The 26,127-nt window shown below is 71.8% G+C and carries 24 protein-coding genes; 8 read left to right on the forward strand and 16 right to left on the reverse strand.

What is annotated here, in order from left to right; all coding sequences use genetic code 11:
- Positions 1-165: 165 nt before the first annotated feature.
- The 3 genes from ACF09E_RS34025 to ACF09E_RS34035 all read left to right on the forward strand — a co-directional run bounded on the left by ACF09E_RS34025 (position 166) and on the right by ACF09E_RS34035 (position 3,312).
- The gene (locus tag ACF09E_RS34025; RefSeq protein WP_392209936.1) at positions 166-1,110 is read left to right on the forward strand and encodes a DUF3558 domain-containing protein; all 945 of its coding nucleotides are present in this window, start codon (positions 166-168) and stop codon (positions 1,108-1,110) included.
- Positions 1,111-1,197: 87 nt separating this feature from the next.
- Complete coding sequence (locus ACF09E_RS34030; RefSeq protein WP_392209938.1) at positions 1,198-1,932, forward strand: DUF3558 domain-containing protein; 735 nt, start codon at positions 1,198-1,200, stop codon at positions 1,930-1,932.
- A gap of 144 nt (positions 1,933-2,076) precedes the next feature.
- The gene (locus ACF09E_RS34035; RefSeq protein ID WP_392209940.1) at positions 2,077-3,312 is read left to right on the forward strand and encodes a DUF2637 domain-containing protein; all 1,236 of its coding nucleotides are present in this window, start codon (positions 2,077-2,079) and stop codon (positions 3,310-3,312) included.
- Between the two features lie 166 nt (positions 3,313-3,478).
- On the opposite strand, the gene lysS is transcribed toward ACF09E_RS34035, so the two are convergent.
- Positions 3,479-5,203 carry a lysine--tRNA ligase gene (gene lysS, locus ACF09E_RS34040; protein WP_392209942.1) on the reverse strand — a complete coding sequence of 575 codons (1,725 nt, stop codon included), beginning with the start codon at positions 5,201-5,203 and terminating at the stop codon, positions 3,479-3,481.
- A 217-nt stretch (positions 5,204-5,420) separates the two neighbouring features.
- Here lysS and argS point away from each other — a divergent pair, with 217 nt between their 5' ends.
- Positions 5,421-7,217 (forward strand): arginine--tRNA ligase, encoded by a 1,797-nt coding sequence (gene argS / locus ACF09E_RS34045; RefSeq protein WP_392209944.1) that lies wholly within the window; start codon positions 5,421-5,423, stop codon positions 7,215-7,217.
- Between the two features lie 66 nt (positions 7,218-7,283).
- On the opposite strand, the gene ACF09E_RS34050 is transcribed toward argS, so the two are convergent.
- Positions 7,284-7,553 carry a DUF1876 domain-containing protein gene (locus ACF09E_RS34050; RefSeq protein WP_073916640.1) on the reverse strand — a complete coding sequence of 90 codons (270 nt, stop codon included), beginning with the start codon at positions 7,551-7,553 and terminating at the stop codon, positions 7,284-7,286.
- 120 nt (positions 7,554-7,673) lie between these two features.
- Between ACF09E_RS34050 and ACF09E_RS34055 the strand changes: the two genes are divergently transcribed.
- Positions 7,674-8,450: a DUF4253 domain-containing protein gene (locus tag ACF09E_RS34055; protein ID WP_392209946.1), complete on the forward strand. Its 777-nt coding sequence runs from the start codon at positions 7,674-7,676 to the stop codon at positions 8,448-8,450.
- 49 nt (positions 8,451-8,499) lie between these two features.
- On the opposite strand, the gene hemB is transcribed toward ACF09E_RS34055, so the two are convergent.
- The 6 genes from hemB to ACF09E_RS34085 form a co-directional block, all read right to left on the reverse strand.
- Positions 8,500-9,504 carry a porphobilinogen synthase gene (gene hemB, locus ACF09E_RS34060; protein ID WP_361853913.1) on the reverse strand — a complete coding sequence of 335 codons (1,005 nt, stop codon included), beginning with the start codon at positions 9,502-9,504 and terminating at the stop codon, positions 8,500-8,502.
- Positions 9,505-9,792: 288 nt separating this feature from the next.
- Positions 9,793-11,463, reverse strand: a complete 1,671-nt coding sequence (locus tag ACF09E_RS34065; RefSeq protein ID WP_388806765.1) for a uroporphyrinogen-III synthase — start codon at positions 11,461-11,463, stop codon at positions 9,793-9,795.
- Positions 11,460-12,446 carry a hydroxymethylbilane synthase gene (gene hemC, locus ACF09E_RS34070; RefSeq protein WP_361861351.1) on the reverse strand — a complete coding sequence of 329 codons (987 nt, stop codon included), beginning with the start codon at positions 12,444-12,446 and terminating at the stop codon, positions 11,460-11,462. Before hemC ends, ACF09E_RS34065 begins: the two co-directional genes overlap by 4 nt.
- Entirely contained in the window at positions 12,443-13,807 is a 1,365-nt protein-coding gene (locus ACF09E_RS34075; protein ID WP_392209948.1) for a glutamyl-tRNA reductase, read from the reverse strand. The genes hemC and ACF09E_RS34075 overlap by 4 nt, the downstream gene beginning before the upstream one ends.
- Positions 13,804-14,595: a redox-sensing transcriptional repressor Rex gene (locus ACF09E_RS34080; protein ID WP_392209950.1), complete on the reverse strand. Its 792-nt coding sequence runs from the start codon at positions 14,593-14,595 to the stop codon at positions 13,804-13,806. The genes ACF09E_RS34075 and ACF09E_RS34080 overlap by 4 nt, the downstream gene beginning before the upstream one ends.
- A 272-nt stretch (positions 14,596-14,867) precedes the next feature.
- Positions 14,868-15,149: a glutaredoxin family protein gene (locus tag ACF09E_RS34085; RefSeq protein ID WP_392209951.1), complete on the reverse strand. Its 282-nt coding sequence runs from the start codon at positions 15,147-15,149 to the stop codon at positions 14,868-14,870.
- A 105-nt stretch (positions 15,150-15,254) separates the two neighbouring features.
- On the opposite strand from ACF09E_RS34085, the gene ACF09E_RS34090 reads away from it, so the two are divergent.
- The 3 genes from ACF09E_RS34090 to ACF09E_RS34100 all read left to right on the forward strand — a co-directional run bounded on the left by ACF09E_RS34090 (position 15,255) and on the right by ACF09E_RS34100 (position 19,103).
- On the forward strand, positions 15,255-16,211 hold the full coding sequence (locus tag ACF09E_RS34090) for an HAD family hydrolase (protein ID WP_392209953.1): 957 nt from the start codon (positions 15,255-15,257) through the stop codon (positions 16,209-16,211).
- Positions 16,212-16,780: 569 nt separating this feature from the next.
- Positions 16,781-17,566, forward strand: coding sequence for an ECF subfamily RNA polymerase sigma factor, BldN family (locus tag ACF09E_RS34095; RefSeq protein WP_361859232.1), 786 nt, complete (start codon positions 16,781-16,783; stop codon positions 17,564-17,566).
- A gap of 298 nt (positions 17,567-17,864) precedes the next feature.
- On the forward strand, positions 17,865-19,103 hold the full coding sequence (locus ACF09E_RS34100; RefSeq protein WP_392209955.1) for a DUF5667 domain-containing protein: 1,239 nt from the start codon (positions 17,865-17,867) through the stop codon (positions 19,101-19,103).
- A 55-nt stretch (positions 19,104-19,158) separates the two neighbouring features.
- On the opposite strand, the gene ACF09E_RS34105 is transcribed toward ACF09E_RS34100, so the two are convergent.
- The 8 genes from ACF09E_RS34105 to ACF09E_RS34140 form a co-directional block, all read right to left on the reverse strand.
- Positions 19,159-20,211, reverse strand: coding sequence for a lysophospholipid acyltransferase family protein (locus tag ACF09E_RS34105; RefSeq protein ID WP_392209957.1), 1,053 nt, complete (start codon positions 20,209-20,211; stop codon positions 19,159-19,161).
- Positions 20,212-20,226: 15 nt separating this feature from the next.
- Positions 20,227-21,330 carry an NAD-dependent epimerase/dehydratase family protein gene (locus ACF09E_RS34110; RefSeq protein ID WP_392209959.1) on the reverse strand — a complete coding sequence of 368 codons (1,104 nt, stop codon included), beginning with the start codon at positions 21,328-21,330 and terminating at the stop codon, positions 20,227-20,229.
- Between the two features lie 138 nt (positions 21,331-21,468).
- On the reverse strand, positions 21,469-21,567 hold the full coding sequence (locus ACF09E_RS34115; protein WP_003948845.1) for a 30S ribosomal protein bS22: 99 nt from the start codon (positions 21,565-21,567) through the stop codon (positions 21,469-21,471).
- 164 nt (positions 21,568-21,731) lie between these two features.
- Positions 21,732-21,941: a helix-turn-helix domain-containing protein gene (locus tag ACF09E_RS34120; protein WP_015034391.1), complete on the reverse strand. Its 210-nt coding sequence runs from the start codon at positions 21,939-21,941 to the stop codon at positions 21,732-21,734.
- 127 nt (positions 21,942-22,068) lie between these two features.
- A complete protein-coding gene (locus ACF09E_RS34125; protein ID WP_392209961.1) occupies positions 22,069-22,884 on the reverse strand; it encodes a phosphatase in 816 nt (271 codons plus the stop codon).
- Positions 22,885-22,979: 95 nt separating this feature from the next.
- Positions 22,980-24,155: an acetoin utilization protein AcuC gene (locus tag ACF09E_RS34130; RefSeq protein WP_392209963.1), complete on the reverse strand. Its 1,176-nt coding sequence runs from the start codon at positions 24,153-24,155 to the stop codon at positions 22,980-22,982.
- Positions 24,124-25,329 (reverse strand): MFS transporter, encoded by a 1,206-nt coding sequence (locus ACF09E_RS34135; protein WP_392209965.1) that lies wholly within the window; start codon positions 25,327-25,329, stop codon positions 24,124-24,126. The genes ACF09E_RS34130 and ACF09E_RS34135 overlap by 32 nt, the downstream gene beginning before the upstream one ends.
- Positions 25,330-25,372: 43 nt before the next feature.
- Positions 25,373-26,020 (reverse strand): HAD family hydrolase, encoded by a 648-nt coding sequence (locus tag ACF09E_RS34140; protein ID WP_392209967.1) that lies wholly within the window; start codon positions 26,018-26,020, stop codon positions 25,373-25,375.
- Positions 26,021-26,127 lie beyond the last annotated feature (107 nt).

Consider the following 26,127-nt stretch of genomic DNA (forward strand, 5'->3'; position numbering starts at 1 on the left):
TTCCCCCGAAAAGTCTGATAACGCAAAAACCGGCGCCAAAGCCCGTACAGGTGACAGCGGACCGGCATCAACAGCTGCGTGTGCGATAGACATTGTGTCCATCGGCCGGGTTCGCGCGGCAAACAGTTTTTCGGGAATGACCTCGGGAGAAGGGAGCCTGGGAGCGTGCACCGTAAGAGGTACAGCCCCGGCCGCACCGGGTCCACGGCTCGCGGCGCCGTCGTCCTCGCACTCGGCCTCGGCCTCGGAATCGGCCTCACCGGCTGCTCGGGCGGCACCCCCGCCGACGACGTCACGGTGGACGCCAAGGCCGGCCCCGCCGTGCCCGTGGCGCCTCCGGGCCGTTACCGCACGCTCTTCGAGCCCTGCGGCGCCGTCCCCCAGGCCACCCTCAAGGACCTGCTCCCCGGCGCCGCCGCCCTCGCCGACGCCGAACGCGACAAGGCGTACCGCGGCACCACCGCCGTGACCTACGACACCGACCGCCGGGTCGGCTGCACCTGGCGGGCCGACACCCCGGACGTGTCGCACCGGCTCGCGCTCGACGTCGAGCGGGTGGTCTCGTACGACTCGGCCGTCAGCGACGACGACCGGGCGCAGGAGGTGTACGCCCGCAAGCAGCTCGCGGCGGGCATCCCGCTGCCCCCGACGGCGCCGCCGAGCACCGCACCGCCGTCGACCACCCCGCCCTCGGGCACGGCGACGCCCCCGGCCACCCCCTCGGCGAGCGGCCGCCCCGCGGACGGGGCCCGGGGCGCGGACGCGGCGAAGGCCACGGCCGGGGCCGCCGGCACTCCCTCGGGCAAGCCGCCGGCCGGGACCACCGCGGCCCCCTCCGGCGCCACCCCGTCCGACCCGTCGCCCACCGGCCTCGAACCCCGCGTCCTCGAAGGCCTCGGGAACGTCGCCTTCCTCGACGACGCCCTGACGACGGTCGGCGCGAACGGCCACCAGCGCGCCGTGAGCGTGGTGTTCCGCACATCCAACGTCATCGTGACCGTCTCCTACCGGGAGCAGACGACCGGTTCCGCCGAGGCCCCGGACAGCATGGAGCTGCAGGAAAAGGCCCGGAACCTGGCCCGGCTGCTCGCCGAACGCCTGGAGGAGTAGCCGCTCGGCTCCGCTCCGTGAGCGGACGGACACCACGTAACGTGTCGGCGTACCGGCCGGACCGTACGACAAGCGACTGAAGGAACCATGCAGCGAACAGCTCCGCGACTCACCCGCATACTCGCCTGCGCCGCCGTCCCGGTGATGCTCGTCGTCGCCGGCTGCTCCTCGGACTCCGACGGCGGTTCCGGCGCGGCGGGATCGAAGGACAAGGGGTCCTCGTCGGCCTCCGCGACCCCGTCGCCCTCGCAGACGACGAAGACGGTCGAGCCGGCGAGGTTCGCGAAGCTGCCGGAGGCCTGCAAGGCGGTCGTCGCCAAGACGACGGCCTCGCTCGTGCCGAAGGCGAAGACCAAGAACGGCACGCCGGCCGTCTCCAGCGACCTCGGCAGCCGCAGCGGCTGCTCGTGGAACGGCCTGGACGACAAGGGCGTGAAGGGTTCGCAGTACCGCTGGCTGGACGTCTCCTTCTACCGGTACGAGTCGGACGCGGCGCTGGGCAGCGGCGAGGAGCGTGCGCGGGAGAACCTGGCGAAGGAGCTCGCCAAGATCGAGCAGACCCCGGGTGCGAAGAAGCTGCGCACCAGCGTGGCGACGGGGATCGGCGACGAGGCGAAGTCCGTCGCGTACGAGCTGCGCAAGACCGACGAGGACTTCGTCTACGGCTCGATCGTGGCGCGCACCGGTAACGTCCTGGTGCTGCTCTCGTACAACGGCGCCGGTTACGCGGGGGCGCCCACTCCGTCGGACAAGACGGTGATGAGCGGTGCGGTGAAGGCGGCGAAGGAGGCCGTGGCCGCGGTCGCCGCCGCCAACAAGTAGACGCGAGTGAATCTCGACAACTCGTAGCGAACCGGCGCAGAGCGACACGTCGATGCGGAGCCCGTCCCTCCCCTGGGGGCCGGGCTTCGCGCACATGTGCCAGTCTGTGCGCGCGAGATGTCGATTGACGGGAGGGGATCGCGGGTGGCCGCGATGCAGCTGACACGCACACACCGAATACTCATCGGCCTCGTCATCGCCGGTGCGCTGATCATCGCGGGGATCGGTTTCGCGGGTTCGTACGCCGCCGTGCGCGAACTGGCGGTGCAGAAGGGCTTCGGCACCTTCTCCTACTTCTTCCCGATCGGCATCGACGCGGGCATCTGTGTGCTGCTCGCGCTGGATCTGCTGCTGACGTGGCTGCGGATCCCGTTCCCGTTGCTGCGGCAGACCGCGTGGGTGCTGACCGCGGCGACGATCGCGTTCAACGGCGCGGCCGCGTGGCCGGATCCGCTGGGCGTCGGGATGCACGCGGTGATCCCGATCCTGTTCGTGGTGGCCGTCGAGGCCGCCCGGCACGCGGTGGGGCGGATCGCCGACATCACCGCGGACAAGCACATGGAGGGCGTCCGGATCACCCGTTGGCTGCTCTCGCCGGTGCCGACGTTCCGGCTGTGGCGCCGGATGAAGCTGTGGGAGCTCCGCTCCTACGAGCAGGTGATCAAGCTGGAGCAGGAGCGGCTGATCTACCAGGCGCGTCTGCAGGCTCGTTTCGGCCGGAGCTGGCGTCGGAAGGCGCCGGTGGAGGCGCTGATGCCGCTGCGTCTGGCGCGGTACGGGGTGCCGCTGGCGGAGACGGCGCCGGCGGGTCTCGCGGCGGCGGGCATCGAGCCGGCCGTGCTGCCCCCGCAGCCGCAGGGTGTGTCGCCGCTGTTGCCTCAGCCGCCGCAGCTGCCCCAGCCGCTTCAGGTGGCGCCGCAGCCGCAGGGAGTGCAGCCGGCGCCGGGTCCGCAGCCGCGCCCCGAGGGGCCGGAGGAGGCCGAGGGCAGCCCGTGGTTCGCCGGGCAGGCGCGGCCGGACGGTTACCAGGGCTCGTACAATCCGCAGATCGTCGACGGTCTGGAGCCGATCCCGGTGCCCGTTCCGCTGGGTCCCGAGGACGTGCCGCCGTCGGGGCCGGAGGAGTTCGTCGAGTACCCCGAGTACGTCGAGGAGCAGCCGGAGCCGCAGGAGGTCGAGGAGTTCCGCGAGGTCGTCTACAAGCAGACCTGGGCGTACGCGGTGGAGAACGACGCCTTCCCGGAGACCGGGGAGCTGGAGCGGATGGTGGCCGATCACTACGGCCTTGACCAGCTCCGCAACCCCGAGTTGCTGCACCGGATGATTCCGGAGGTCCAGCAGCAGATTCAGCGGGACATGCAGGAGTACCGCACTCCCTGATCTGTCGGGGGGTACGGGGAAGGGCCGCCGCCCGGTGTCCGGGTGGCGGCCCCTTCTCGTGCTCGGTCAGGTCGAGGGGGGGGCGGTCCGGGCCGTCCGTCTCGGTCTGGGGGTGACGGTCCGGGCCGTCCGTCTCGGTCTGAGGGGGACGGTCCGGGCCGGTCGGTCACGCGCCGAGCAGCGTCCTCACCCGGTCCGCGCCCACGGCGAGCAGCAGCGTGGGCAGGCGCGGGCCGGTCTCGCGGCTGACGAGGAGCTTGTAGAGCAGGGCGAAGAAGGCGCGCTGGGCGAGCTTCAGTTCGGGCGTCGGCTTGGCCTCGGGGTCGAGACCGGCCATGACCTTCGGGACGCCGTAGACGAGGGTGGTGAGTCCGTCGAGCGACCAGTGGCTGTCGAGGCCTTCCAGGAGCAGGCGGAGCGACTCGCGGCCCTCGTCGTCGAGGGAGCCCAGGAGTTCGGTGTCGGGCGTCTCGCGGACGATGGTGCGCTGGTCGGCCGGGACGTGGCTGGTGATCCAGTTCTCGGCGCGGTCGAGGCGCGGGCGGACCTCGTCGAGGGACGTGACCGGGTTCTCGGGGTCGAGTTCGGTCAGGATCCGCAGGGTCTGCTCGTCGTGGCCGGCGGTGACGTCCATGACCGAGGCGAGCGTGCGGTACGGGAGGGGGCGCGGGGTGCGCGGGAGCTCTCCGGCGGCCGTGCGGGCGGCGCGGGTGTGGGCGGCGGCGTCGGCGGGGAGCACGGTGCCGTCGGCGACCTTGGCCTCCAGCTTGTCCCACTCGTCGTAGAGCCGCTGGATCTCCTGGTCGAAGGCGATCTTGAAGGACTGGTTGGGGCGGCGGCGCGCGTACAGCCAGCGGAGCAGCGGCGCTTCCATGATCTTCAGTGCGTCGGCGGCGGTCGGGACGCCCCCGCGCGAGGAGGACATCTTGGCCATGCCGCTGATGCCGACGAAGGCGTACATGGGGCCGATGGGCTGGACGCCGTCGAAGATCTCGCGGACGATCTGGCCGCCGACGACGAAGGACGAGCCGGGCGAGGAGTGGTCGACGCCGGAGGGCTCGAAGACGACGCCCTCGTAGGCCCAGCGCATGGGCCAGTCGACCTTCCAGACGAGCTTGCCGCGGTTGAACTCGCTGAGCTTCACGGTCTCGGAGAAGCCGCAGTTCGCGCAGGTGTAGGCGAGCTCGGTGGTGTCGTCGTCGTACGAGGTGACCGTGGTGAGGTCCTTCTCGCACTGCCCGCAGTACGGCTTGTACGGGAAGTAGCCCGAGGTGCCGCCGGAGCCGTCGTCCTCGGCGGCGGCGCCGGAGCCCTCCTCGGCCTCCAGCTCGGCCTCGTCGACCGGCTTCTGCGACTGCTTCTTCGGCGCCTTCTTCGTCCGGTACTGGTCGAGGATGGCGTCGATGTCGCCGCGGTGCCTCATGGCGTGCAGGATCTGTTCGCGGTAGGCGCCGGCGGTGTACTGCTCGGTCTGGCTGATCGGGTCGTACTCGACGCCCAGCTCGGCCAGGGACTCGACCATGGCGGCCTTGAAGTGCTCGGCCCAGTTGGGGTGGGGCGAGCCGGCGGGGGCGGGGACCGAGGTCAGCGGCTTGCCGATGTGCTCGGCCCAGGACTCGTCGATGCCCTCGATGCCGTTCGGCACCTTGCGGTAGCGGTCGTAGTCGTCCCACGAGATCAGGTGCCTGACCTGGTGCCCGCGGCGGCGGATCTCGTCGGCGACCAGGTGCGGGGTCATGACCTCGCGGAGGTTGCCCAGGTGGATGGGGCCGGACGGGGAGAGTCCGGAGGCGACGACGACCGGTTTGCCAGGCGCACGTCGCTCCGACTCGGCGATGACCTCGTCCGCGAAACGGGAGACCCAGTCGGTCTCGGTGCTGCTCTGAGCCACGGTCGGTACGTCCTTCTTCCGGGTGGGTTCTGCCTGAGGGGTCCTGCGTGAGCCATTCTCCCAGACGGAAGAAGGCTCTCCGAGGTTGTCCACAGGCCGACATGGCGTGGGCCCCTCGGTCGTCCACAGGCGGGGAAATCACGTTGCGCCGCCGTGGGACACTTGACAAGCGTTTCAGACGCAGAGAACTCACCGGACTCAACAGGAACGGAAGCTCATGGCCTCGGTCCCTTCCCTCGCTTCGACCGTGCAGCAGCGTCTCGCGGACGGCCTCTCGGCAGCCCTGCCGGACGCCGCGTCCGCCGACCCGCTGCTGCGACGAAGCGACCGGGCCGACTTCCAGGCCAACGGCATCCTGGCGCTCGCCAAGCAGCTCAAGGGCAACCCGCGTGAGCTGGCGACCAGGGTCGTCGCCGCGATCCCGGAGAACGACGTCCTGCGGGAGATCGAGGTGTCGGGCCCCGGCTTCCTGAACATCACGGTCAGCGACGCGGCGATCGTGCGGACCCTCGCGGCCCGCGCCGCCGACGCCCGGCTCGGCGTGCCGTTCAACGAGTCGGCCGGTACGACGGTCATCGACTACGCGCAGCCGAACGTGGCGAAGGAGATGCACGTCGGGCACCTGCGCTCGGCCGTGATCGGCGCCGCGATGGTCGAGATCCTGGAGTTCACCGGCGAGACGGTGGTCCGCAGGCACCACATCGGGGACTGGGGCACCCAGTTCGGCATGCTCATCCAGTACCTGATCGAGCACCCGCACGAGCTGGACCACAAGGCCGAGGGCGGCTCCGAGGTCTCCGGTGAGGAGGCCATGTCGAACCTGAACCGGCTGTACAAGGCCTCGCGCGCCCTCTTCGACACCGACGAGGCGTTCAAGACGCGGGCCCGGGCGCGCGTGGTGGACCTGCAGGCCGGTGACGAGGAGACGCTCGCGCTCTGGCAGCGGTTCGTCGACGAGTCGAAGATCTACTTCTACTCGGTCTTCGACAAGCTCGACATGGACATCCGGGACGCCGACGTGATCGGCGAGTCCGGCTACAACGACATGCTGGCGGAGACCTGCCGGATCCTGGAGGAGTCGGGCGTCGCCGTCCGCTCCGAGGGCGCGCTGTGCGTGTTCTTCGACGACGTGAAGGGCCCGGACGGCAACCCGACCCCGCTGATCGTCCAGAAGTCCGACGGCGGCTTCGGCTACGCGGCGACCGACCTGTCGGCCATCCGCGACCGTGTGCGGAACCTGAAGGCGACGACCCTGCTGTACGTGGTGGACGCCCGGCAGTCCCTGCACTTCAAGATGGTCTTCGAGACGGCCCGCCGGGCGGGCTGGCTGAACGAGGACGTGAAGGCCGTCCAGCTGGCCTTCGGTACGGTCCTCGGCAAGGACGGCAAGCCGTTCAAGACCCGTGAGGGCGAGACGGTGCGGCTGGTGGACCTGCTGGACGAGGCGGTGGACCGGGCGACGTCGGTCGTGCGCGACAAGGCGGACGAGTACGTCGCGAAGACCGGCGAGACGCTCCTCACCGACGCGGAGATCGTCGAGAACGGCCGGTACGTGGGCATCGGCGCCGTGAAGTACGCCGACCTGTCGACGTCGGCCGCGCGCGACTACAAGTTCGACCTGGACCAGATGGTCTCGCTGAACGGCGACACGTCGGTCTACCTGCAGTACGCGTACGCGCGGGTCAGGTCGATCTTCGGGAAGGCCGGCGACCGTACCCCGCTCGCCCACCCGGAGCTGGAGCTGGCTCCGGCGGAGCGCGCGCTCGGCCTGCACCTGGACCAGTTCGGCGAGGTCATCGCCGAGGCGGCCGAGGAGCACGCACCGCACAAGCTGGCCGCGTACCTGTACCAGCTGGCCTCGCTGTTCACGACGTTCTACTCGGAGTGCCCGGTCATCAAGCCGGCGCCGGCGCAGGACGTCGCGGAGAACCGCCTCTTCCTCTCCGACCTGACCGCCCGCACCCTGCACCAGGGCATGGCGCTGCTGGGCATCCGGACGCCCGAGCGCCTCTGACGGCACCCGGAACGGCATCCGGTCACGGGGCCCCCGGTACGGATCACCGTGCCGGGGGCCCCGTCGTCAGCGGAGCGTGTGCGAGGTGCGGCCCGAGACCTCGTCGATCTCCGTGTGGGCCTTCTGGAGCAGCTGGGAGGCGAGGTCCATCAGCGCGCGTGCGCCGGCGATCTCCTCGCCCACCCGGAGCTGGTCCGGGTCGGAGGGGTGCCGGTTCGCCGTGCCGTGGGCCCGGAACTCGGTTCCGTCGGAGAGCCGCACCATCGCCGCGGCCCGCGTCCGGTCGCCCTCCTCCTGGAACTCCATCTCGACATGCCATCCGACAAGCGTGTGCATCATGAGGACCACCTCCAGCGAGGTACCTGTCGGCTACCTCTCCAGGGTGCGCCGCCGCGTGCCGCCTCACCACTCGCTCCGCCGTCGGGGGATGTCAGTGGTGCCCCGTACGTTCTCCGCATGGCGATGATCCCGAACCAGCTGCCCCGGCTCGCGGCCGAACCGACCGGCCGTTCCCTCGGTCTCGACCTGCCGCCCGGCGCGCTCACCGGCCCCGCGGAGGCCCCGTACCTCTGGTCGGGAGACGGTCCGGCGGGCCCCGCCGCCTGGAGCGCGCTGCGCCCGGCGGCCCGTACGGCCGGGCTTTTGCCGGTGCTGCTGGGCGGCCGCTGGGGGCTGGACCGGTGGGAGCTGATGCCGGAGCGGATGAGCGATCCGGCCGACCACGACGCCGAGGAGGTCCTGGCCGGCTTCTGGGACGCCAACGCGGCCGACGAGATACCGGGGAGCGCGGGCTGGCCCGGCTCCGCGCCGGCGCAGCGCTGCGAGGCGGACCCCGACGAGGCGGCCGCCGCCGTGGCGGAGCTGCTGACGGAGCCGGGTTTCTGGTTGGAGGACGCCCGTCCGGCCCTGGTGCCGGCCCGGCGCAGCGCGGACGTCCCGGCGGTCATCGGCTGGACGGGACCGCTGAACCACGAGAACGACGTGGCCCGGCTGTGCGCGGTGCTGAGGTCCTGGGAGGACCGCTTCGGGGCCCGGGTCGTGGCGCTGACCTTCGACCAGCTCGTGGTCTCGGTGGCGGCGCCGCCGGTGACGCGGGAGGACGCCGAGGCGGTGGCGGCGGAGCACTTCGCGTTCTGCCCGGACACCATCCAGCAGGGCAGTCACACGAACCTGCGCGACTACGCCCGCGAAGCACTGCTGGACAGCCCCGTCTGGACGTTCTGGTGGGACTAGGCCGTCCCTCGTGGGGTGTCCCGGCCCGCCGACCGGGCACCGGCGGGCGCTAGCCGCGCGAGCGGGACAGGTTCTGGGCGACCTCGGTGGCCCAGTAGGTGAGGATCATGTGGGCGCCGGCCCGGCGGATGCCGGTGAGGGTCTCCATGATCGCCCGGTCGCGGTCGATCCAGCCCTTCTCGGCGGCGGCCTCGACCATCGCGTACTCACCGCTGATCTGGTAGGCGGCGACGGGCACGTCGACGGCCTCGGCGACCTTGGCGAGCACGTCGAGGTAGGGCCCCGCGGGCTTGACCATCACCATGTCGGCGCCCTCCTCCAGGTCGAGCGCGAGCTCGCGCATCGACTCGCGGACGTTGGCGGGGTCCTGCTGGTAGGTCTTGCGGTCGCCCTTGAGGGAGGATCCGACGGCCTCGCGGAAGGGCCCGTAGAAGGCGGAGGAGTACTTCACGGTGTACGCGAGGATCGACACGTCCTCCTTGCCGATGGTGTCCAGGGCGTCCCGGACGACGCCGACCTGGCCGTCCATCATCCCGGAGGGGCCGACGACGTGGACGCCGGCGTCGGCCTGGACCTGGGCCATCTCGGCGTAGCGCTCCAGGGTGGCGTCGTTGTCGACGCGGCCGTCGGCGTCGAGGACACCGCAGTGGCCGTGGTCGGTGAACTCGTCGAGGCACAGGTCCGACATGACGATGAGCTCGTCGCCGACCTCGGCCCGCACGTCACGGATGGCGACCTGGAGGATGCCGTCCGGGTCGGTGCCGGCCGTTCCCGCCGCGTCCTTCTTCTCGTCCGCGGGCACGCCGAACAGCATGATCCCGGAGACGCCGGCCTCCACCGCCTCGACCGCGGCCTTCCGCAGGGTGTCCCGCGTGTGCTGGACGACGCCGGGCATGGCCTGGATCGGCACGGGCTCGGTGATCCCCTCGCGCACGAACGCGGGGAGGATCAGATCGGCGGGATGAAGCCGCGTCTCGGCCACCATCCGCCGCATGGCGGGCGTCGTCCGCAGCCGCCGCGGCCGCGCCCCGGGAAAGGATCCGTACGAGTTCATAAGGTGAGGCTACGCCCGCGTGCGCGATGCCCTTACAGACACGTTGTGGGCATGCGCCCCACCCCCGGCCCGACACGGGCGCCCGCTCCTCGCCCCGCTGTGGGCCCGCGCCCCACCCCGTTGGGGGCCTGGGCCCCGCCCGTTGTGGGCAGGCGTTCCGCAAGGGGCGGAACGGGTGGGCACAACGGACCAGCGCCCCGCCGGCGCCAGAGGCGCCCACGACGCGCGCGGGGCGCGGCCCCGTCCGCGAAGACGGGCCCGCGCCCCGCGCGAGAAGAGACCGAACCGCTACGTCGTGCGGCGCCGGCGCGCGCCCGGCCGCCGCTCGCTCGGCCGCGTCACGGGATCGCCCGCCTCCAGGGCGGCCTCCCGCCGGCGCGTGCCGAAGTCCGCGAGCGCCTCCGCCAGCTTGTGCACGGACGGCTCGGGCGACAGCACGTCCACCCGCAGCCCGTGCTCCTCGGCGGTCTTCGCCGTGGCGGGACCGATGCACGCGATGACGGTCACGTTGTGCGGCTTGCCGGCGATGCCGACCAGGTTCCGCACCGTCGACGAGGACGTGAAGAGCACGGCGTCGAAGCCGCCGCCCTTGATGGCCTCGCGCGTGTCCGCCGGCGGCGGCGACGCCCGTACGGTCCGGTAGGCGGTGACGTCGTCGACCTCCCAGCCGAGCTCGATCAGGCCCGCGACCAGCGTCTCCGTCGCGATGTCGGCCCGCGGCAGGAAGACGCGGTCGATCGGGTCGAAGACCGGGTCGTACGGCGGCCAGTCCTCCAGGAGTCCGGCGGCGGACTGTTCCCCGCTGGGCACCAGGTCGGGCTTCACACCGAAGTCGACCAGCGCCGCGGCGGTCTGCTCGCCCACCGCCGCGACCTTGATCCCGGCGAAGGCGCGGGCGTCGAGCCCGTACTCCTCGAACTTCTCCCGTACGGCCTTGACCGCGTTGACCGAGGTGAAGGCGATCCACTCGTAGCGTCCGGTCACGAGCCCCTTGACGGCACGCTCCATCTGCTGGGGCGTGCGCGGCGGCTCGACGGCGATGGTCGGCACCTCGTGGGGCACCGCGCCGTACGAGCGCAGCTGGTCGGAGAGCGACGCGGCCTGCTCCTTGGTGCGCGGCACGAGCACCCGCCAGCCGAAGAGCGGCTTCGACTCGAACCACGACAGCTGGTCCCGCTGCGCCGGGGCGCTGCGCTCGCCGACCACGGCTATGACCGGCCGGTGGCCCTCGGGCGACGGGAGGACCTTGCCCTGCTTGAAGACCTGGGCGATGGTGCCGAGGGTGGCGTTCCAGGTCCGCTGCCGGGTGGTCGTACCGGCGATGGTGACGGTGAGCGGGGTGTCCGGCTTACGGCCAGCCGCCACCAATTCACCGGCGGCCGCGGCCACCGAGTCGAGCGAGGTGGACACGACGACGGTGCCGTCGGAGGCGCCGACCTCGGTCCAGCACCGCTCGTCGGCGGTGCGGGCGTCGACGAAGCGCACGTCGGTGCCCTGGGCGTCACGGAGCGGGACACCGGCGTAGGCGGGTACGCCGACGGCCGTGGCGACGCCGGGGACGACCTCGAAGGGGATGCCCTCGGCGGCGCAGAGGAGCATCTCGGCCCCCGCGTTGCCGTCGAGGCCGGGGTCGCCGGTCACCGCACGGACGACCCGCCTGCCGCCCCTCGCGGCCTCCATGACAAGATTGGCGGCGTCCCTCAACACGGGGACACCGGCGGTTGTTGACGCCTCGTCAACGACCGTCAGCTCCGGCGTGCTCACCCCCGCGCGCGCGTGGCCGCGAACGACCTCGAGCACCTCCGGCTCGGCGATCAGGACATCCGCTCCGGCGAGGGCCTCCACGGCCCTGAGGGTCAGGAGTCCGGGGTCACCGGGGCCTGCGCCGAGGAATGTGACGTGCCCATGGCCCGCGAAGGCCGGGGACAGCGGGCTGGTGGTCGGGCTGGTGGGGTTCAAAGTGCTCGCTCCCCCATAAGACCGGCCGCACCCTTGGCGAGCATCTCGTCCGCGAGTTCGCGTCCGAGCGCCATGGCCTCGTCGTGCGAGGTGGGTACGGGTCCGGTGGTGGACAGCTGCACCAGCGTCGAGCCGTCGGTGGTGCCGACGACGCCCCGCAGGCGCATCTCGGTGACAACCTGCCCGTGACCGGGGTCGTCGGCCAGCAGGTCGGCCAGCGCACCCACGGGTGCGGAGCAGCCGGCCTCCAGGGCGGCGAGCAGGGATCGCTCGGCGGTCACGGCGGCCCGGGTGAGCGGGTCGTCGAGCTCGGCGAGCGCGGTGACGAGGTCGGCGTTCGACGCCGGGCACTCGATCGCCAGGGCCCCCTGGCCGGGGGCGGGCAGGACGGAGTCGACCGACAGGTGGTCGAGCGACAGGGAGCCGGTGAGCTCCGCCGTCCCGCCGATGCGGTTGAGGCCTGCCGCGGCGAGGACCACCGCGTCCAGTTCTCCGCTGCGCACGTAGCCGACCCGGGTGTCGATGTTGCCCCGGATCGGGACGCAGGTGATCTCCAGGCCGTGGTTGCGCGCGTACGCGTGGAGCTGGGCCATGCGCCGCGGCGAGCCGGTGCCGACCCGGGCGCCGCGGGGCAGCCGGTCCAGCGTCAGTCCGTCGCGGGCGATCAGCACGTCGCGCGGGTCCTCGCGCCGCGGGATCGCGGCCAGCACCAGGTCCGGGTGCTGCGCGGTCGGCAGGTCCTTCAGGGAGTGGACGGCGAAGTCCACCTCGTCCGCGAGCAGCGCGTCGCGCAGGGCGGCGACGAAGACGCCGGTGCCGCCGATCTGCGCGAGGTGCTCCCGGGAGGTGTCCCCGTACGTCGTGATCTCCACGAGCTCGACGGCCCGGCCGGTCAGCTGCCGGACGGCGTCGGCCACGTGCCCGGACTGGGCCATGGCGAGCTTGCTGCGCCTGGTCCCGAGCCTCAGTGCCCTCTCGGTCATACTCGCCCTCGGTTCTTGACGTCGGCGTCATTCAGGTCGGCCCGGCTGACAGAAGCCACCGTCTCCGGGTCGAGGTCGAAGAGTGTGCGCAGCGCGTCCGCGTACCCGGCACCGCCGGGCTCGCTGGCCAGCTGCTTGACCCGCACGGTCGGCGCGTGCAGGAGCTTGTCCACCACGCGGCGCACGGTCTGGGTGATCTCGGCGCGCTGCTTGTCGTCGAGGCCGGGCAGCCGGCCCTCCAGCCGGGCGACCTCGCCGGCCACCACGTCGGCGGCCATGGTGCGCAGGGCGACGACGGTGGGGGTGATGTGGGCGGCCCGCTGGGCGGCGCCGAAGGCGGCGACCTCGTCGGAGACGATGCCGCGGACCTGGTCGACGTCGGCGGCCATGGGCGCGTCGGCGGAGGCCTCGGCGAGCGACTCGATGTCGACGAGCCGGACACCGGGGATGCGGTGGGCGGCGGCGTCGATGTCGCGGGGCATCGCGAGGTCGAGCAGGGCGAGCGGGGTGCGGCGGCCCTGGACGGCGGTCTCGACGTCGTCCCCGGTGAGGACGAGTCCGGTGGCGCCGGTGCAGGAGACGACGACGTCGGCACGTGTCAGTTCGTCGCCGACGGCAACCATCTCGACCGCGTGCGCGGCCACGCCCGTCCCTCCGGGCTCGTTCAGGATCTGCGCGAGCCGCTCGGCACGGGCCAGGGTGCGGTTGGCGATGACGATCTCGGAGACGCCGGACCGCGCGAGCGTGGCCGCGGCCAGCGAGGACATCGAGCCGGCGCCGATGACGAGCGCCTTCTTGCCCTTGGCCCAGGTGTCGACGTCGCTGCCGTCCGCGCCGTCGACGAGTCGCTCGAGTCCGAAGGTGACGAGCGACTGCCCGGCCCGGTCGATCCCGGTCTCGCTGTGGGCGCGCTTGCCGACCCGCAGGGCCTGCTGGAACAGGTCGTTGAGGAGTCGGCCGGCGGTGTGCAGTTCCTGGCCGAGCGCGAGGGCGTCCTTGATCTGGCCGAGGATCTGGCCCTCGCCGACGACCATCGAGTCGAGCCCGCAGGCCACCGAGAAGAGGTGGTGGACGGCCCGGTCCTCGTAGTGCACGTAGAGATAGGGGGTGAGCTCGTCCAGGCCGACGCCGCTGTGCTGCGCGAGCAGCGTGGACAGCTCGGCGACACCGGCGTGGAACTTGTCCACGTCGGCGTAGAGCTCGATGCGGTTGCAGGTGGCGAGGACGGTGCCCTCGGCGGCCGGTTCGGCGGCGAGGGTGTCCTGGAGGAGCTTGGCCTGGGTGTCCGCGGCGAGGGCGGCCCGCTCCAGGATGGAGACGGGTGCGCTGCGGTGGCTGAGGCCGACGACGAGGAGACTCATGCCGGCATCACCGCGGGGACGTCCCCGTCGGGTCCCTTGCGGCCGCCGCCGGTGGTGGCGCGGGGCGCCGGCGGCGCGACGGCCGCGGCGGTGTCCGCCTCGGCGTCGGCCTCGGCGCTCGACTCCTCGCCGGCCTTCCGCTGCTCGTGGAAGGCGAGGATCTGCAGCTCGATGGAGAGGTCGACCTTGCGCACGTCCACGCCGTCGGGCACGGAGAGCACGGTCGGGGCGAAGTTCAGGATGGAGGTGACTCCGGCGGCCACGAGCCGGTCGCAGACCTGCTGGGCGACGCCGGCCGGGGTCGCGATGACGCCGATGGAGACGCCGTCCTCCTCGATGATCTTCTCGAGGTCGTCGCTGTGCTGGACGGGGATGCCCGCGACCGGCTTGCCGGTCATGGCGGGGTCGGCGTCGATCAGCGCCGCGACGCGGAAGCCGCGGGAGGCGAAGCCGCCGTAGCCGGCGAGCGCGGCGCCGAGGTTGCCGATGCCGACGATGACGACAGGCCAGTCCTGGGTGAGCCCGAGCTCACGGGAGATCTGGTAGACGAGGTACTCGACGTCGTAGCCGACCCCGCGGGTGCCGTAGGAGCCCAGGTAGCTGAAGTCCTTGCGCAGCTTCGCGGAGTTGACCCCCGCAGCGGCGGCGAGCTCTTCGGAGGAGACCGTGGGTACGGAGCGCTCCGAGAGCGCGGTGAGTGCGCGCAGATACAGCGGAAGCCTGGCGACGGTGGCCTCGGGAATTCCTCGGCTACGGGTCGCCGGTCGGTGAGTTCGGCCAGTTGCCACGGTGCTCCTGCGGGATGAGCGGGGCTGCAGGCGGCCATATGTCCCAAGACCGCCCCGTCGAATGCAGGCTATGTCTTTGTGAACGCGTGCACAAAGATGGTGTCCGTTTTGTCCGGCCAAAGTGACCGGGGTCACGCGGCTGGTTCGTATCGTCACGGAACCGGGCGGCGTGTCAGCGCGTTGAGAACCCGAAGGGGGCAAAACCGCACACACTCCTCACGACGCCGCCCCCGAAGCCCAACAAAACGTCCACGATGGTAGCCGTCTTTCGGTCAGCCACGCAGTTCGCGGCGGAGCCGCTCGGCGTCCACACGCCAGAAGGTGTGCTGCTCGCCGTCGACCAGGACGACCGGAATCTGCTCCCAGTACGCCCGGTGAAGCTCCTCGTCCCGGGTGATGTCCTTCTCCTCCCAGCGCGCCCCCGTCTCGGCGCACACGGCCTCGACCACCGCGCGGGCGTCGTCGCAGAGATGGCAGCCCGGCTTGCCGATCAGCGTCACGGTGCGCGACGCGGCGGCCGTCTTCTTCTTCGTCCGTCCGAACATGGCGTCCATTCTGTCGCCGGTTCCGTCCCCGATTAACAGGGGAGCCCCGCAGTGTTCACGCCGCGGCATCGTCACAAGTCGGGAAGTACCGAACAGACTGGCTATGCTCACGGCATGGCCGCTCTGGGATGGCTCACCCCCCGTAGGCGCTCCGCCACCGCGCGCAGCGTCCTCGCAGGCGAGGCCGCTGCCGAGGCAGCGCGCAAGTCCTCGCTCCAGCTGGAACGGGAGCGGGAGGAGGCCGCGGCCCGGCCCGCGGAGGAGGAGACGCCGCCCGAGCCCGAGTTCCCGGTCGTCGGCGACGTACGGGCGGCCGCGTTCTTCGATCTCGACAACACCGTGATGCAGGGCGCCGCGATCTTCCACTTCGGCCGGGGCCTGTACAAGCGGAAGTTCTTCCAGCGCCGCGAGCTCACCCGCTTCGCCTGGCAGCAGGCCTGGTTCCGGCTCGCCGGCGTCGAGGACCCCGAGCACATGCAGGACGCCCGCGACAGTGCCCTGTCCATCGTCAAGGGCCACCGGGTCTCCGAACTGATGTCGATCGGCGAGGAGATCTACGACGAGTACATGGCCGACCGCATCTGGCCCGGCACCCGCGGCCTCGCCCAGGCGCACCTCGACGCGGGCCAGAAGGTCTGGCTGGTCACGGCCGCCCCGGTGGAGACGGCCACGATCATCGCCCGCAGGCTCGGACTGACGGGCGCGCTCGGCACGGTCGCCGAGTCCGTCGACGGCGTCTACACGGGCCGGCTGGTCGGCGAGCCCCTGCACGGACCGGCGAAGGCCGAGGCGGTCCGCGCCCTGGCCGCCGCCGAGGGCCTCGACCTGACCCGCTGCGCCGCCTACAGCGACTCGCACAACGACATCCCGATGCTCTCGCTGGTCGGCCACCCGTACGCGATCAACCCGGACACCAAGCTCCGCAAGCACGCGAAGGCCAGGGACTGGCGGCTGCGCGACTACCGGACCGGCCGCAAGGCCGCCAAGGTCGGCATCCCGGCCGCCGCCGGCCTGGGCGCCCTGGCCGGCGGCACCGCGGCCGCGGTCGCCCTGCACCGCCGCCGCCACTGAGGCCAGGCGGCCCCGCCTCCCCCGCCCCGCGACACGCGGACCGCGCACCCCTCCCGAGCGGAGCGACCCGGCCAGGCGCCCGGACACCAGCCCCCGCACCGCCCTGGCACCGCCCGGCGCCCCCCGTCCACCGGCCCCCGTCCACCAGGTCCGGGCGCCCGCGCGGTGCGACTGGCGATACGTTTCGGCTGCGATCATCTGCGACAACCCCGGACCAGGCGCCCTCACCCGTCCGTGGTCGAACACCCCCGCGCAGATCGACTCCCAGGCATTCGGGCCTCCTTACCCCGCAGCGGCCTCGATCACTCACAGGTCCGGCACTTGAGCACAACGCAACGCCCGCGCAGTCACACTCGAAAGCAAACCGATCAACAACCGGTCACCAAATGCACCTTGATCCGACTGCAAGCAGTAACGGAACCGACGGAACCGGTGATTTGAGCAACTGGGTGTAGCGCTGCCTGTACGAAGCGTTATTCTCCTGGGACGCACAAAGGACCCCTCACGTCGTCACGACGGGTGAACGGTCCCGCACTGCACGTGATGGAAGCTCTGCCTCTGGGAGTCCCGTGTACCCACACGTCGGGGTTGACACCTCGGGCCTGGCTACGCTGCGCGCAACGGTCCTCGACCGTTTGCGCGGCTTCGTCCCCACCGCGTACGCCGGCCCTGTCCCCGCCTTCGCATTCGCCGCAACGGCACCCGCCGGGCCTTGCTACGCCCTGGCCGACGGCAGCGCCGCCGTGGGCAGACGCGGTGCCCGGTCCGGAACCTCGACCACCCCCCGCCGCCCCACCGCCGACAGCGACAGCGCGCGGATGATGGACCTGGTCGAGCGCGCCCAGGCCGGTGAGGCCGAGGCCTTCGGCCGCCTGTACGACCAGTACAGCGACACCGTCTACCGGTACATCTACTACCGCGTCGGCGGGAAGGCGACCGCGGAGGACCTCACCAGTGAGACGTTCCTGCGCGCCCTGCGCCGGATCTCCACCTTCACCTGGCAGGGCCGCGACTTCGGCGCCTGGCTCGTCACCATCGCCAGGAACCTGGTCGCCGACCACTTCAAGTCGAGCCGCTTCCGCCTGGAGGTGACCACCGGCGAGATGCTCGACGCCAACGAGGTCGAGCGCAGCCCCGAGGACTCCGTCCTGGAGTCCCTCTCCAACGCCGCACTCCTCGACGCGGTCCGCCGCCTCAACCCCCAGCAGCAGGAGTGCGTCACCCTCCGCTTCCTCCAGGGCCTCTCGGTCGCCGAGACCGCCCGCGTCATGGGGAAGAACGAGGGCGCGATCAAGACCCTCCAGTACCGGGCCGTCCGCACCCTGGCCCGCCTTCTCCCGGACGACGCCCGCTGACCGGTCCGCGCCCCCCACACGCGCCCCCGCGGACCGGACCGCGCCCCCGTCCCCACCCCTCCCCCCACGTCCCCACGACCCCCGCCCAACTCACAGTCGGTGACGCCCCGATGACGCACTGGTCCGATCATCTTTCGCGCGTAACCCAAGTGCCGCGCCGCTCGTTGTGCGGGATGCAGGCTCCCTGTGGACACGCCATGTCCGCAGCCACTCACTCTTTCGTGTGGATGCGCTCAAGGTGTGCAACCTTCCGGACACCCCGGGGAGTCGACCGTCATGACGAGAGGAGGTGCCGCCAGTGATCGCGAACGTATCGGCGCACCGGCGGGCGAACGCCTTCGCCCAGGCCCTGGAGGACCGGGAGTCCGAGGGCGCGGCGGCCGAGCAGCCGGAGAGTCCGGCCGACCCGGCCGAACAGGGGCGACTGTTGGCCTTGGCGAGCGGCCTCGGCGAACTGCCGAAGCCACAGCTGGATCCCGAGGTCAAGGTGGTGCAGCGAGCCCAGCTCGTCGCCGCCATGGAAGCGATGCTCATGGAGGGGAGCGCGGCAGGAGCACCCACGGTGCCCGAGCAGCGAACCGCCGGCGGCAAGGGCACCCACCGGGCGTCCCCGCTCCGGAAGCTCCGCCCCCGCTCCCGCTGGTCCAAGGGCCTCGCCGCCGGCGGCCTCACGGTCGGCGTGGCGGCGGGCGCCTTCGGCGGGGTAGCCGCGGCCAGCTCCGACGCGCTTCCCGGTGACTCGCTCTACGGGCTCAAGCGAGGCATGGAGGACATCAAGCTGGGCATGGCGGACGACGACGCGGACCGCGGCGGCATCTACCTCGACCAGGCCTCCACCCGGCTCAGCGAGGCCCGAAGACTGATGGAGCGCGGTCGCGTCGGCGACCTCGACCACGAGTCCCTCGCCGAGATCCGCCGGGTCCTGGGCGGAATGAAGCACGACGCCACCGAGGGCCACCGGCTGCTCCGCCAGGCGTACCAGCGGGACGGCGAGATCGGCCCGATGGCCCGCCTGAACTCCTTCGCCCAGGCCCACCGGGACACCTGGAACGGCATCCGCGACCGGCTCCCCGTCCAGTTGGCGGACGTGGGCAGCGAGGTCACACACGTCTTCGACGCGATGGACGAGGAGGTCGAGCCCCTCCAGTCGGTGCTTCCCCGCACCCCCGAGAAGGGCGCCATCGGTACGGAGAGCCCCAGCGGCCGCCCGAGCATGCCGCAGAGCTCGCAGGGCGCGGACACCCAGCGCCCGCCGACCGGTCAGGAGGCCCCGCCCACCGGCGGCCACTCCGCACCGCCCCGCCCGTCGGGCCCGAGCACGGGCACCAGCCCGAGCACGGACACCGGCACCTCGTCGCCCGAGGACGACGGCCTCCTCGGCGGGAGCACCGGCGGACTCCTCAAGCCGTCTCCGACCGGCACGCCGACCGCCCCCACGGACGGCCAGCCGACGCCCGAGATGCCGGACGTCACCCTTCCGCCCATCCTGCCGGGCCTGCTTCCAGGCCTCGGCATCGACAGCGAGGACGCTCGCTAGCAAGGAGAAGGGGTGCCCCCACGGACGGGGGGCACCCCTTCTTCCATGCTCCCGATCAGAAGAAGACCGACCTCCGCTGCACCAGCAGCTTGTAGAGCGTGTGCTGGATCTGCTCCCGCACCTGGTCCGTCAGGTTGAACATCAGCATCGGGTCCTCCGCCGCCTCCGGCGCGTACCCGTCCGTCGGGATCGGCTCGCCGAACTGGATCGTCCACTTCGTCGGCAGCGGCAGCGCCCCGAGCGGCCCCAGCCAGGGGAAGGTCGGGGTGAGCGGGAAGTACGGGAAGCCGAGCACCCGCGCCAGCGTCCTGGCGTTCCCGATCATCGGGTATATCTCCTCGGCCCCGACGATCGAGCAGGGCACGATCGGCACCCCGGCCCGCAGCGCCGTCGACACGAAGCCGCCCCGCCCGAACCGCTGGAGCTTGTACCGCTCCCCGAAGGGCTTCCCGATCCCCTTGAAGCCCTCCGGCATCACACCGACGATCTCACCGGACCGCAGCAGCCGTTCGGCGTCCTCCGCGCACGCCAGGGTGTGACCCGCCTTGCGCGCCAGCTCGTTCACGACCGGCAGCACGAAGACCAGATCGGCGGCGAGCAGGCGCAGGTGCCGCCCGGCCGGATGGTGATCGTGGACGGCGACCTGCATCATCAGCCCGTCCAGCGGCAGGGTCCCCGAGTGGTTGGCGACGATGAGCGCCCCGCCCTCGGCCGGGATGTTCTCGACGCCCTTCACCTCGACCCGGAAGTACTTCTCGTACAGCGGGCGGAGCAGCGACATCAGGACCTGGTCGGTGAGCTCCTCGTCGTAGCCGAACTCGTCGACCTCGTAGTCGCCGGTGATCCGGCGCCGCAGGAAGGCGAGCCCGCCAGCGAGCTTCCGCTCCCAGGCACCGGCGCCCGTCCCCGCGCCGGAGGCGGCGCCAGGGGCCGTGTCCGCCGCGCCGGGCCCCCCGGCGCCCTCCCGGCCGCCCTCCGGCTCCTGGTGGGCCTGCTGAGGCCCCGGCAGGGCCCGTACGGCCGCCGCCTCGCGGTCGGCCCGGCCGCCGGGCCGCCGCCGGGCCCGCGACCGGTCGTCGTCGAACGGAATGACCTTGGCGTCCGCCATCGCTGTCCGGTCTCCTCAGGCGCCGTCGTGAACAGAGTGAACAGAGCGCACCTCGTGCGCAGGGGGTACGGCGTCGCCCGGCCGCGCCGTCGACGGGCCCAGCCGCTCGGCGATCCGGTCCACCGCCCCCGCGAGCAGCTCGGGCGGCAGCAGCCCCGGCCCCCGGCCCCGCGCGAAGTCCGCCAGGGCCTCCGCCGTGGTGTAGCGCGGCGAGAAGCCGAGGACCTCGCGCGTCTGGACCGTCGACACGACCCGGCCGTGGGTGAGCAGCCGGATCTGCTCGGGGGCGAAGTCGGTGATCCCGATGGTCCGCAGGGCCGTCCCCACCCAGGTGACGGCCGGCAGCAGCACCGGCACGGTGGGCCGGCCGAGGCGCCGCGCGCACTGGGAGAGCAGCAGCACCCCGTCGCCGGCGATGTTGAAGGTGCCGCTGTTCAGGGTGGCCCGGCGGGGCTCGTGCGCCACCAGTTGCAGCACGTCGATGACGTCGTCCTCGTGGACGAACTGCAGACGCGGGTCGTAGCCCAGGACGGTCGGCAGGACCGGCAGCGCGAGGTACTCGGTGAGCGGCGAGTCGATCCGGGGCCCGAGGATGTTCGCGAACCGCAGCACGCACACGGCGACGTCCGGCCGGCGCCGGGCGAACCCGCGGACGTACCCCTCGACCTCGACGGCGTCCTTCGCGAAGCCCCCGCTGGGCAGCGACTTCGCGGCCGTCGTCTCGGTGAAGACGGCCGGGTCGCGCGGCGCGGAGCCGTAGACGCTGGTACTGGACTTGATCACGAGCCGGCTGATCCGCGGCGACTTCTGACAGGCGCCGAGCAGCTGCATCGTGCCGATGACGTTCGTCTCCTTGACCGACGTCCGGCCGCCGCCGCCGAGCGCCGTACCGGTGACGTCCAGGTGGACCACCGTGTCGACGTCGTGCTCGGCGAGGACCTTCGCGATCTCCGGCCGGCGGATGTCCGCCCGGACGAACTCGGCGGCGCCGAGCTGGTGCGCCGGATCGACCGCGTCCACCGCGACCACCCGGTCCACCTCCGGGTCCCGCTGGATCCGCCGCACGAGACGGCCCCCGAGGTGCCGGGCCGCACCGGTGACGAGCACGACCTTGCCCAAGATCAGCGCCTTCCGTCCGTCTTCCGTTGGTCGCCACCGTAGCGCCTCTGGATTTCCGCGCACATAAGACGTGGCCCTTCACCGCGAACGGTGAAGGGCCACGTCTGACACACGGAACGCTGCGATGCAGCGGTCGCCTTACTTCTTGTTGCGACGCTGAACGCGCGTGCGCTTGAGCAGCTTGCGGTGCTTCTTCTTCGCCATCCGCTTACGCCGCTTCTTGATAACAGAGCCCACGACTACCCTCGCTCACTTCTCGGAACATCCCCGCCTCCCGGCGGGGATCGGTGCGGGGCGTCTGGGCCCACACGACCTACGTCGGCCTAGCCTACCGTCCCGAGCACCGCGCTTGTAATCCGAGGGACATACGGAGCTTTCCCGGCGTTGTCGCCGCGCTCGCGCTACGCGGTCCCCACCCCCACGAACGACTCCCGCAGGTACTCGTGAACCGCCTGTTCCGGCACCCGGAAGGACCTGCCCACCCGGATCGCCGGCAGATGACCGCTGTGCACCAAGCGGTACACGGTCATCTTGGAGACGCGCATCACCGAGGCGACTTCCGCCACGGTCAGAAACTTGACCTCGTTGAGAGGTCGTTCGCCAGCAGCCATGACCCACCTGTACCTTCCGCCGCGACGCCCACCGGCTTCCCCTCCGGTGACCCTTGGTCGCCGAGCGCTCACTCTCCAGACTAGGGGCGGGTGGTACGAGTGGGGAAGAGGAGCTACCACCCGCCGTTTACCGTGACAGACACGCTCGATTGAGTACATAGCGCGTGAGCGGACGATAGAAGGCGGGGCGCACGCCGTCGTCCAGCGGAACCGCCACCGACACCTGCCCCTCCGCCTCACCGACGAACAGCGCAGGATCATCCGTATCGGCCAGCCCGATGGCCTCGATACCCAGCTGACCTGCCCCGCAGACCCAGCCGTGGTCCCCGATGACGAGCTCCGGCAGCGGCCCGCCGGCCTCGGCCGCGCTCTCCAGAGCCGCCCTGACCGGCAGCGGGGAGTGGGAGTGCGCCCCCGGCACACGCCCGTCCCCCGACGGCCCCGGTTCTCGCACCAGCGCGACCCCCCGTACGTAGTCGATGAGGTACGTGCGTACGCCGAACCGGGTCGTCATGTCGATACATCGCCCCTGCGCCGGGGTGAGGACAAGACATCCCGCCGCCGACAAAGCGTCTGCGAGAGCGACGTAGAAACCGAGCAGACGATGCGGATGACCCGTCCCGAGGAGCACCGGAACCCGCCGCGCGGCCGCCGCGCCCACCCGCGCGGCGAAGGCGTCCAGCCCCCGCAGCGTCCGCTCGGGATCGATCACATCGGGCCCCGACCGGTGCGCCGGATCGCCCGACACCCCGCACCTGTCCGCCATCAGCCGCAGCAGATCGGCCTCACCCCACCCCCCGGTCGGATCGAGCCCCAGCAGCACCCGCGGATCACGCGCCGCGAAGAGCCGATAGCTCCGCAGGCTCGTCTCCCGCGGCGTCGCCACCGTTCCCGCCAACCCCGCAGCCAACAGATGCGCCCGCAGCGCCCCGGTACTCAACACCCTCCCGATGCTGCCGGAACACCCCCGCACCGGAGCACGAACCCCCGGCACGCCCCACCGTCGGCGTAACGCCCGCCCGCACGTTCAGAACCCTCCTACGGGAGCATCCCCCGCAGCGGGAAGGCCGCCTTCCGCGTCGCGAGCACCGCCTGGTCCAACCGGTCCGCCGGGTCGTATCCCTCGGACCAGTCGCAGAAGCCCACCGGCCACAAGCCGTCCGTCATCCGCCCGGGACCCGGCTGCCGGGTCCGCGCGTACACCTCGTCGCGCCAGGACGCCGGGATCACCGACTCCGGATCCACCGGGGCGTGCGCGGCGATCCCCACGAGATGGGTCCAGGACCGGGGCACGACGTCGACCACCGCGTAGCCGCCGCCGCCCAGGGCCAGCCAGCGCCCCTCCGCGTACTCGTGCGCCAGCTCGTGACAGGCCCACTGCACCGCCCGCTGCGCGTCCAGCGACACCGCGAAATGGGCCAGCGGATCCTCGAAGTGTGTGTCCGCCCCGTGCTGGGTGACGAGGACCTGCGGCCGGAAGTCCGCGAGCAGTTCGGGCACGACCGCGTGGAAGGCCCGCAGCCACCCCGCGTCCCCGGTCCCGGCCGGAAGCGCCAGGTTGACCGCCCCGCCCTCGCCCGGCCCGGCCGCCCCGGTCTCCTCCGGCCAGCCGGTCTGCGGGAACAGCGTCCGGGGATGCTCGTGCAGCGACACGGTCAGCACCCGCGGGTCCTCCCAGAACGCCGCCTGCACCCCGTCCCCGTGGTGCACGTCCACATCCACGTACGCGACCCGCTCGGCGCCCAGTTCGAGCAGCCGCGCGATCGCCAGCGACGCGTCGTTGTAGACGCAGAATCCCGACGCGCTCCCGGGCATCGCGTGGTGCAGACCGCCCGCGAAGTTCACCGCGTGCGCGGCCTCCCCGCGCCACACCGCCTCCGCGGCGCCCACCGACTGCCCGGCGATCAGCGCCGACGCCTCGTGCATCCCGGCGAACGCCGGGTCGTCGACCGTACCGAGCCCGTACGACTGGTCGGCGTGCCGCGGATCGGCCGACGCCGCCCGCACCGCCGCCACGTAGTCCTCGCGGTGCACGAGCCGCAGCGTCGAGTCCCCCGCCGGCTTCGCCGCGACCACGTCCACGGCCCGGTCCAGCCCGTAGGCCCGCACCAACGACATCGTCAGCGCGAGCCGTACCGGATCCATCGGATGCTCGGACCCGAAGTCGTACCGGGTGACAGCTTCATCCCACATCAACAGTGCGCGGCCGCTCATGCCCGCCACCGTATCGGGCCGTTCGCGAGCCGAACGACGTGGCGTACACCACCGTCACGAGGACCAGCACCATCGGCACCAGCATCGCCCCCCGGTAGCTCCACGCGTCGCCCAGCGCCCCGACGAGCGGGGAGCCGATCAGGAACCCGACGTAGTTGAAGACGTTCAGCCGCGCCACCGCCGCGTCGCTCGCGCCCGGGAACAGCCGGCCGGCCGCGGCGAAGGTCTGCGGCACGATCACGCTGAGACCGAGTCCCAGCACGGTGAACCCGGCGATCCCGGCCCAGGCGCCCGGCGCCACCGCGACCACGGCGAACCCGAGCGCCCCCAGCACGGCACCGGCCCGCACGACCGCCGCGGCCCCCAGCCGCCGCACCCCGAGGTCCCCGACGGCCCGGCCCAGCAGCGTCATCACCATGTACGCGTTGTACGGCAGGGTCGCCAGCTCCTCCGAGCCGCCCAGCACGTCCTGGAGGTACTTGGCACTCCAGTTGGAGACCGTCGAGTCCCCTATGTACGCGAAGGTCATCACCAGGCAGAGCGGCAGCAGCAGTGTGAAGGGGACGCCGCGCCCCTTCGCGTCCCCCGCCTCCGCCACCGGGTCCGGCTCACCGCTCCCGGAGACGTACCAGCGGCTCCCGACGAAGGCGACCGGCAGCAGCACCGCCACCACGGGGAGATAGGACGCGAAGAGCGACAGGTGCCAATGCGCTCCCACCCAGGCCAGCGAGGCCCCCGCGATCCCGCCGAGGCTGTACGAGGCGTGGAACCCGAGCATGATGCTCCGCCCGTACGCCCGCTGGAGGCTGACCCCCAGCATGTTCATTGAGGCGTCGAGCGCACCGACCGCCAGCCCGAAGAGCCCCAGGGCGAGGGCGGCCTGCCACAGCGCGTCCCCGGCCCCCACGCCGAGCAGGGCGAGGAGCACGAACGGCTGGGCCCACCGCAGCACGATCGCGGGTCCGACCCTGGCCACGACCTTCTCGGTCAGCACACTGGCCGCACCGGCCAGGATCGGCACGGCGGCGAGGAACGCGGGCAGCAGGGCGTCCGAGATCCCGTACCGGTCCTGGATCGCCGGTATTCGGGTCACGAGCAGGGCGAAGGTGACCCCCTGCACGAAGAAACCGACCGCCAGGGATCCCCGCCCACGCCGCAACCGCGCATCCGTCATGGCGGCACAGCGTAGAGCCGGAACCTACCCGGGGGTAGATGGATCACAGTCCCAATATCGCCGGGAGTTCGTCCATGGCCGTGAAGAACCCGACGGCGCCGGCGAGCTTCTCCTCCTGGGTCATCGCGGTGAACCCGTAGACGTCCATCCCGGCCGCGACCGCCGCCTGTACTCCGAGCCGGCTGTCCTCGACCACGACGCACCGCTCGGGGGCGACGCCCATCATCGCCGCGGCGTGGAGGAACAGGTCGGGTGCCGGCTTCCCCCGTCCGACGTCCTCGGCGCTGAAGACGAGCTCGTCGGGGAACCAGGTGTCGAGCCCCGTCTTGCGGTGCCCCACCCGGATCCGCTCGTGGCTCCCGGAGGAGGCGACGCAGTACGGAACCCCGGCGTCGGCCAGCTGCTTGAGGACCTCGCCGGCTCCGGGCACGGGTTCGAGTTCGGCCTGGAAGGCCGCGAAGACCCGCGCGTGGAACGTCTCGTCGAACCCGGCCGGCAGCCGCTGCCCGCTGCGCTCCTCGACGAGCTCGTGAATGCGGTGCATGGCCGACCCCATGTAGTCCCGCACGGATTCCTCGTACGTGGTGGGGTGCCCGAGTTCCGTCAGATAGCCGGCCAACAGCGTGTTGGAGATCGGCTCGCTGTCCACGAGCACACCGTCGTTGTCGAAGATGACAAGGTCGTAGCGCATGGACTCAGCTTAGAACGCAGAAATGCCTCAACCCCCGGACATGGTCCGGGGGTTGAGGCTAAAGATTGTTCGGCGGCGTCCTACTCTCCCACAGGGTCCCCCCTGCA

The organism is Streptomyces sp. NPDC014891, from assembly GCF_043081085.1.
In the GTDB taxonomy this organism is placed as follows: Bacteria; Actinomycetota; Actinomycetes; order Streptomycetales; family Streptomycetaceae; genus Streptomyces.

Bases quoted from the DNA above. Each gene is read 5' to 3' on its own strand.
- ACF09E_RS34030 (WP_392209938.1), top strand. From the start codon at position 1,198: ATGCAGCGAACAGCTCCGCGACTCACCCGCATACTCGCCTGCGCCGCC.
- argS (WP_392209944.1), top strand. From the start codon at position 5,421: ATGGCCTCGGTCCCTTCCCTCGCTTCGACCGTGCAGCAGCGTCTCGCG.
- ACF09E_RS34050 (WP_073916640.1), bottom strand. From the start codon at position 7,553: ATGCACACGCTTGTCGGATGGCATGTCGAGATGGAGTTCCAGGAGGAG.
- ACF09E_RS34055 (WP_392209946.1), top strand. From the start codon at position 7,674: ATGGCGATGATCCCGAACCAGCTGCCCCGGCTCGCGGCCGAACCGACC.
- hemB (WP_361853913.1), bottom strand. From the start codon at position 9,504: ATGAACTCGTACGGATCCTTTCCCGGGGCGCGGCCGCGGCGGCTGCGG.
- hemC (WP_361861351.1), bottom strand. From the start codon at position 12,446: ATGACCGAGAGGGCACTGAGGCTCGGGACCAGGCGCAGCAAGCTCGCC.
- ACF09E_RS34075 (WP_392209948.1), bottom strand. From the start codon at position 13,807: ATGAGTCTCCTCGTCGTCGGCCTCAGCCACCGCAGCGCACCCGTCTCC.
- ACF09E_RS34085 (WP_392209951.1), bottom strand. From the start codon at position 15,149: ATGGACGCCATGTTCGGACGGACGAAGAAGAAGACGGCCGCCGCGTCG.
- ACF09E_RS34090 (WP_392209953.1), top strand. From the start codon at position 15,255: ATGGCCGCTCTGGGATGGCTCACCCCCCGTAGGCGCTCCGCCACCGCG.
- ACF09E_RS34105 (WP_392209957.1), bottom strand. From the start codon at position 20,211: ATGGCGGACGCCAAGGTCATTCCGTTCGACGACGACCGGTCGCGGGCC.
- ACF09E_RS34120 (WP_015034391.1), bottom strand. From the start codon at position 21,941: ATGGCTGCTGGCGAACGACCTCTCAACGAGGTCAAGTTTCTGACCGTG.
- ACF09E_RS34130 (WP_392209963.1), bottom strand. From the start codon at position 24,155: ATGAGCGGCCGCGCACTGTTGATGTGGGATGAAGCTGTCACCCGGTAC.
- ACF09E_RS34135 (WP_392209965.1), bottom strand. From the start codon at position 25,329: ATGACGGATGCGCGGTTGCGGCGTGGGCGGGGATCCCTGGCGGTCGGT.
- ACF09E_RS34140 (WP_392209967.1), bottom strand. From the start codon at position 26,020: ATGCGCTACGACCTTGTCATCTTCGACAACGACGGTGTGCTCGTGGAC.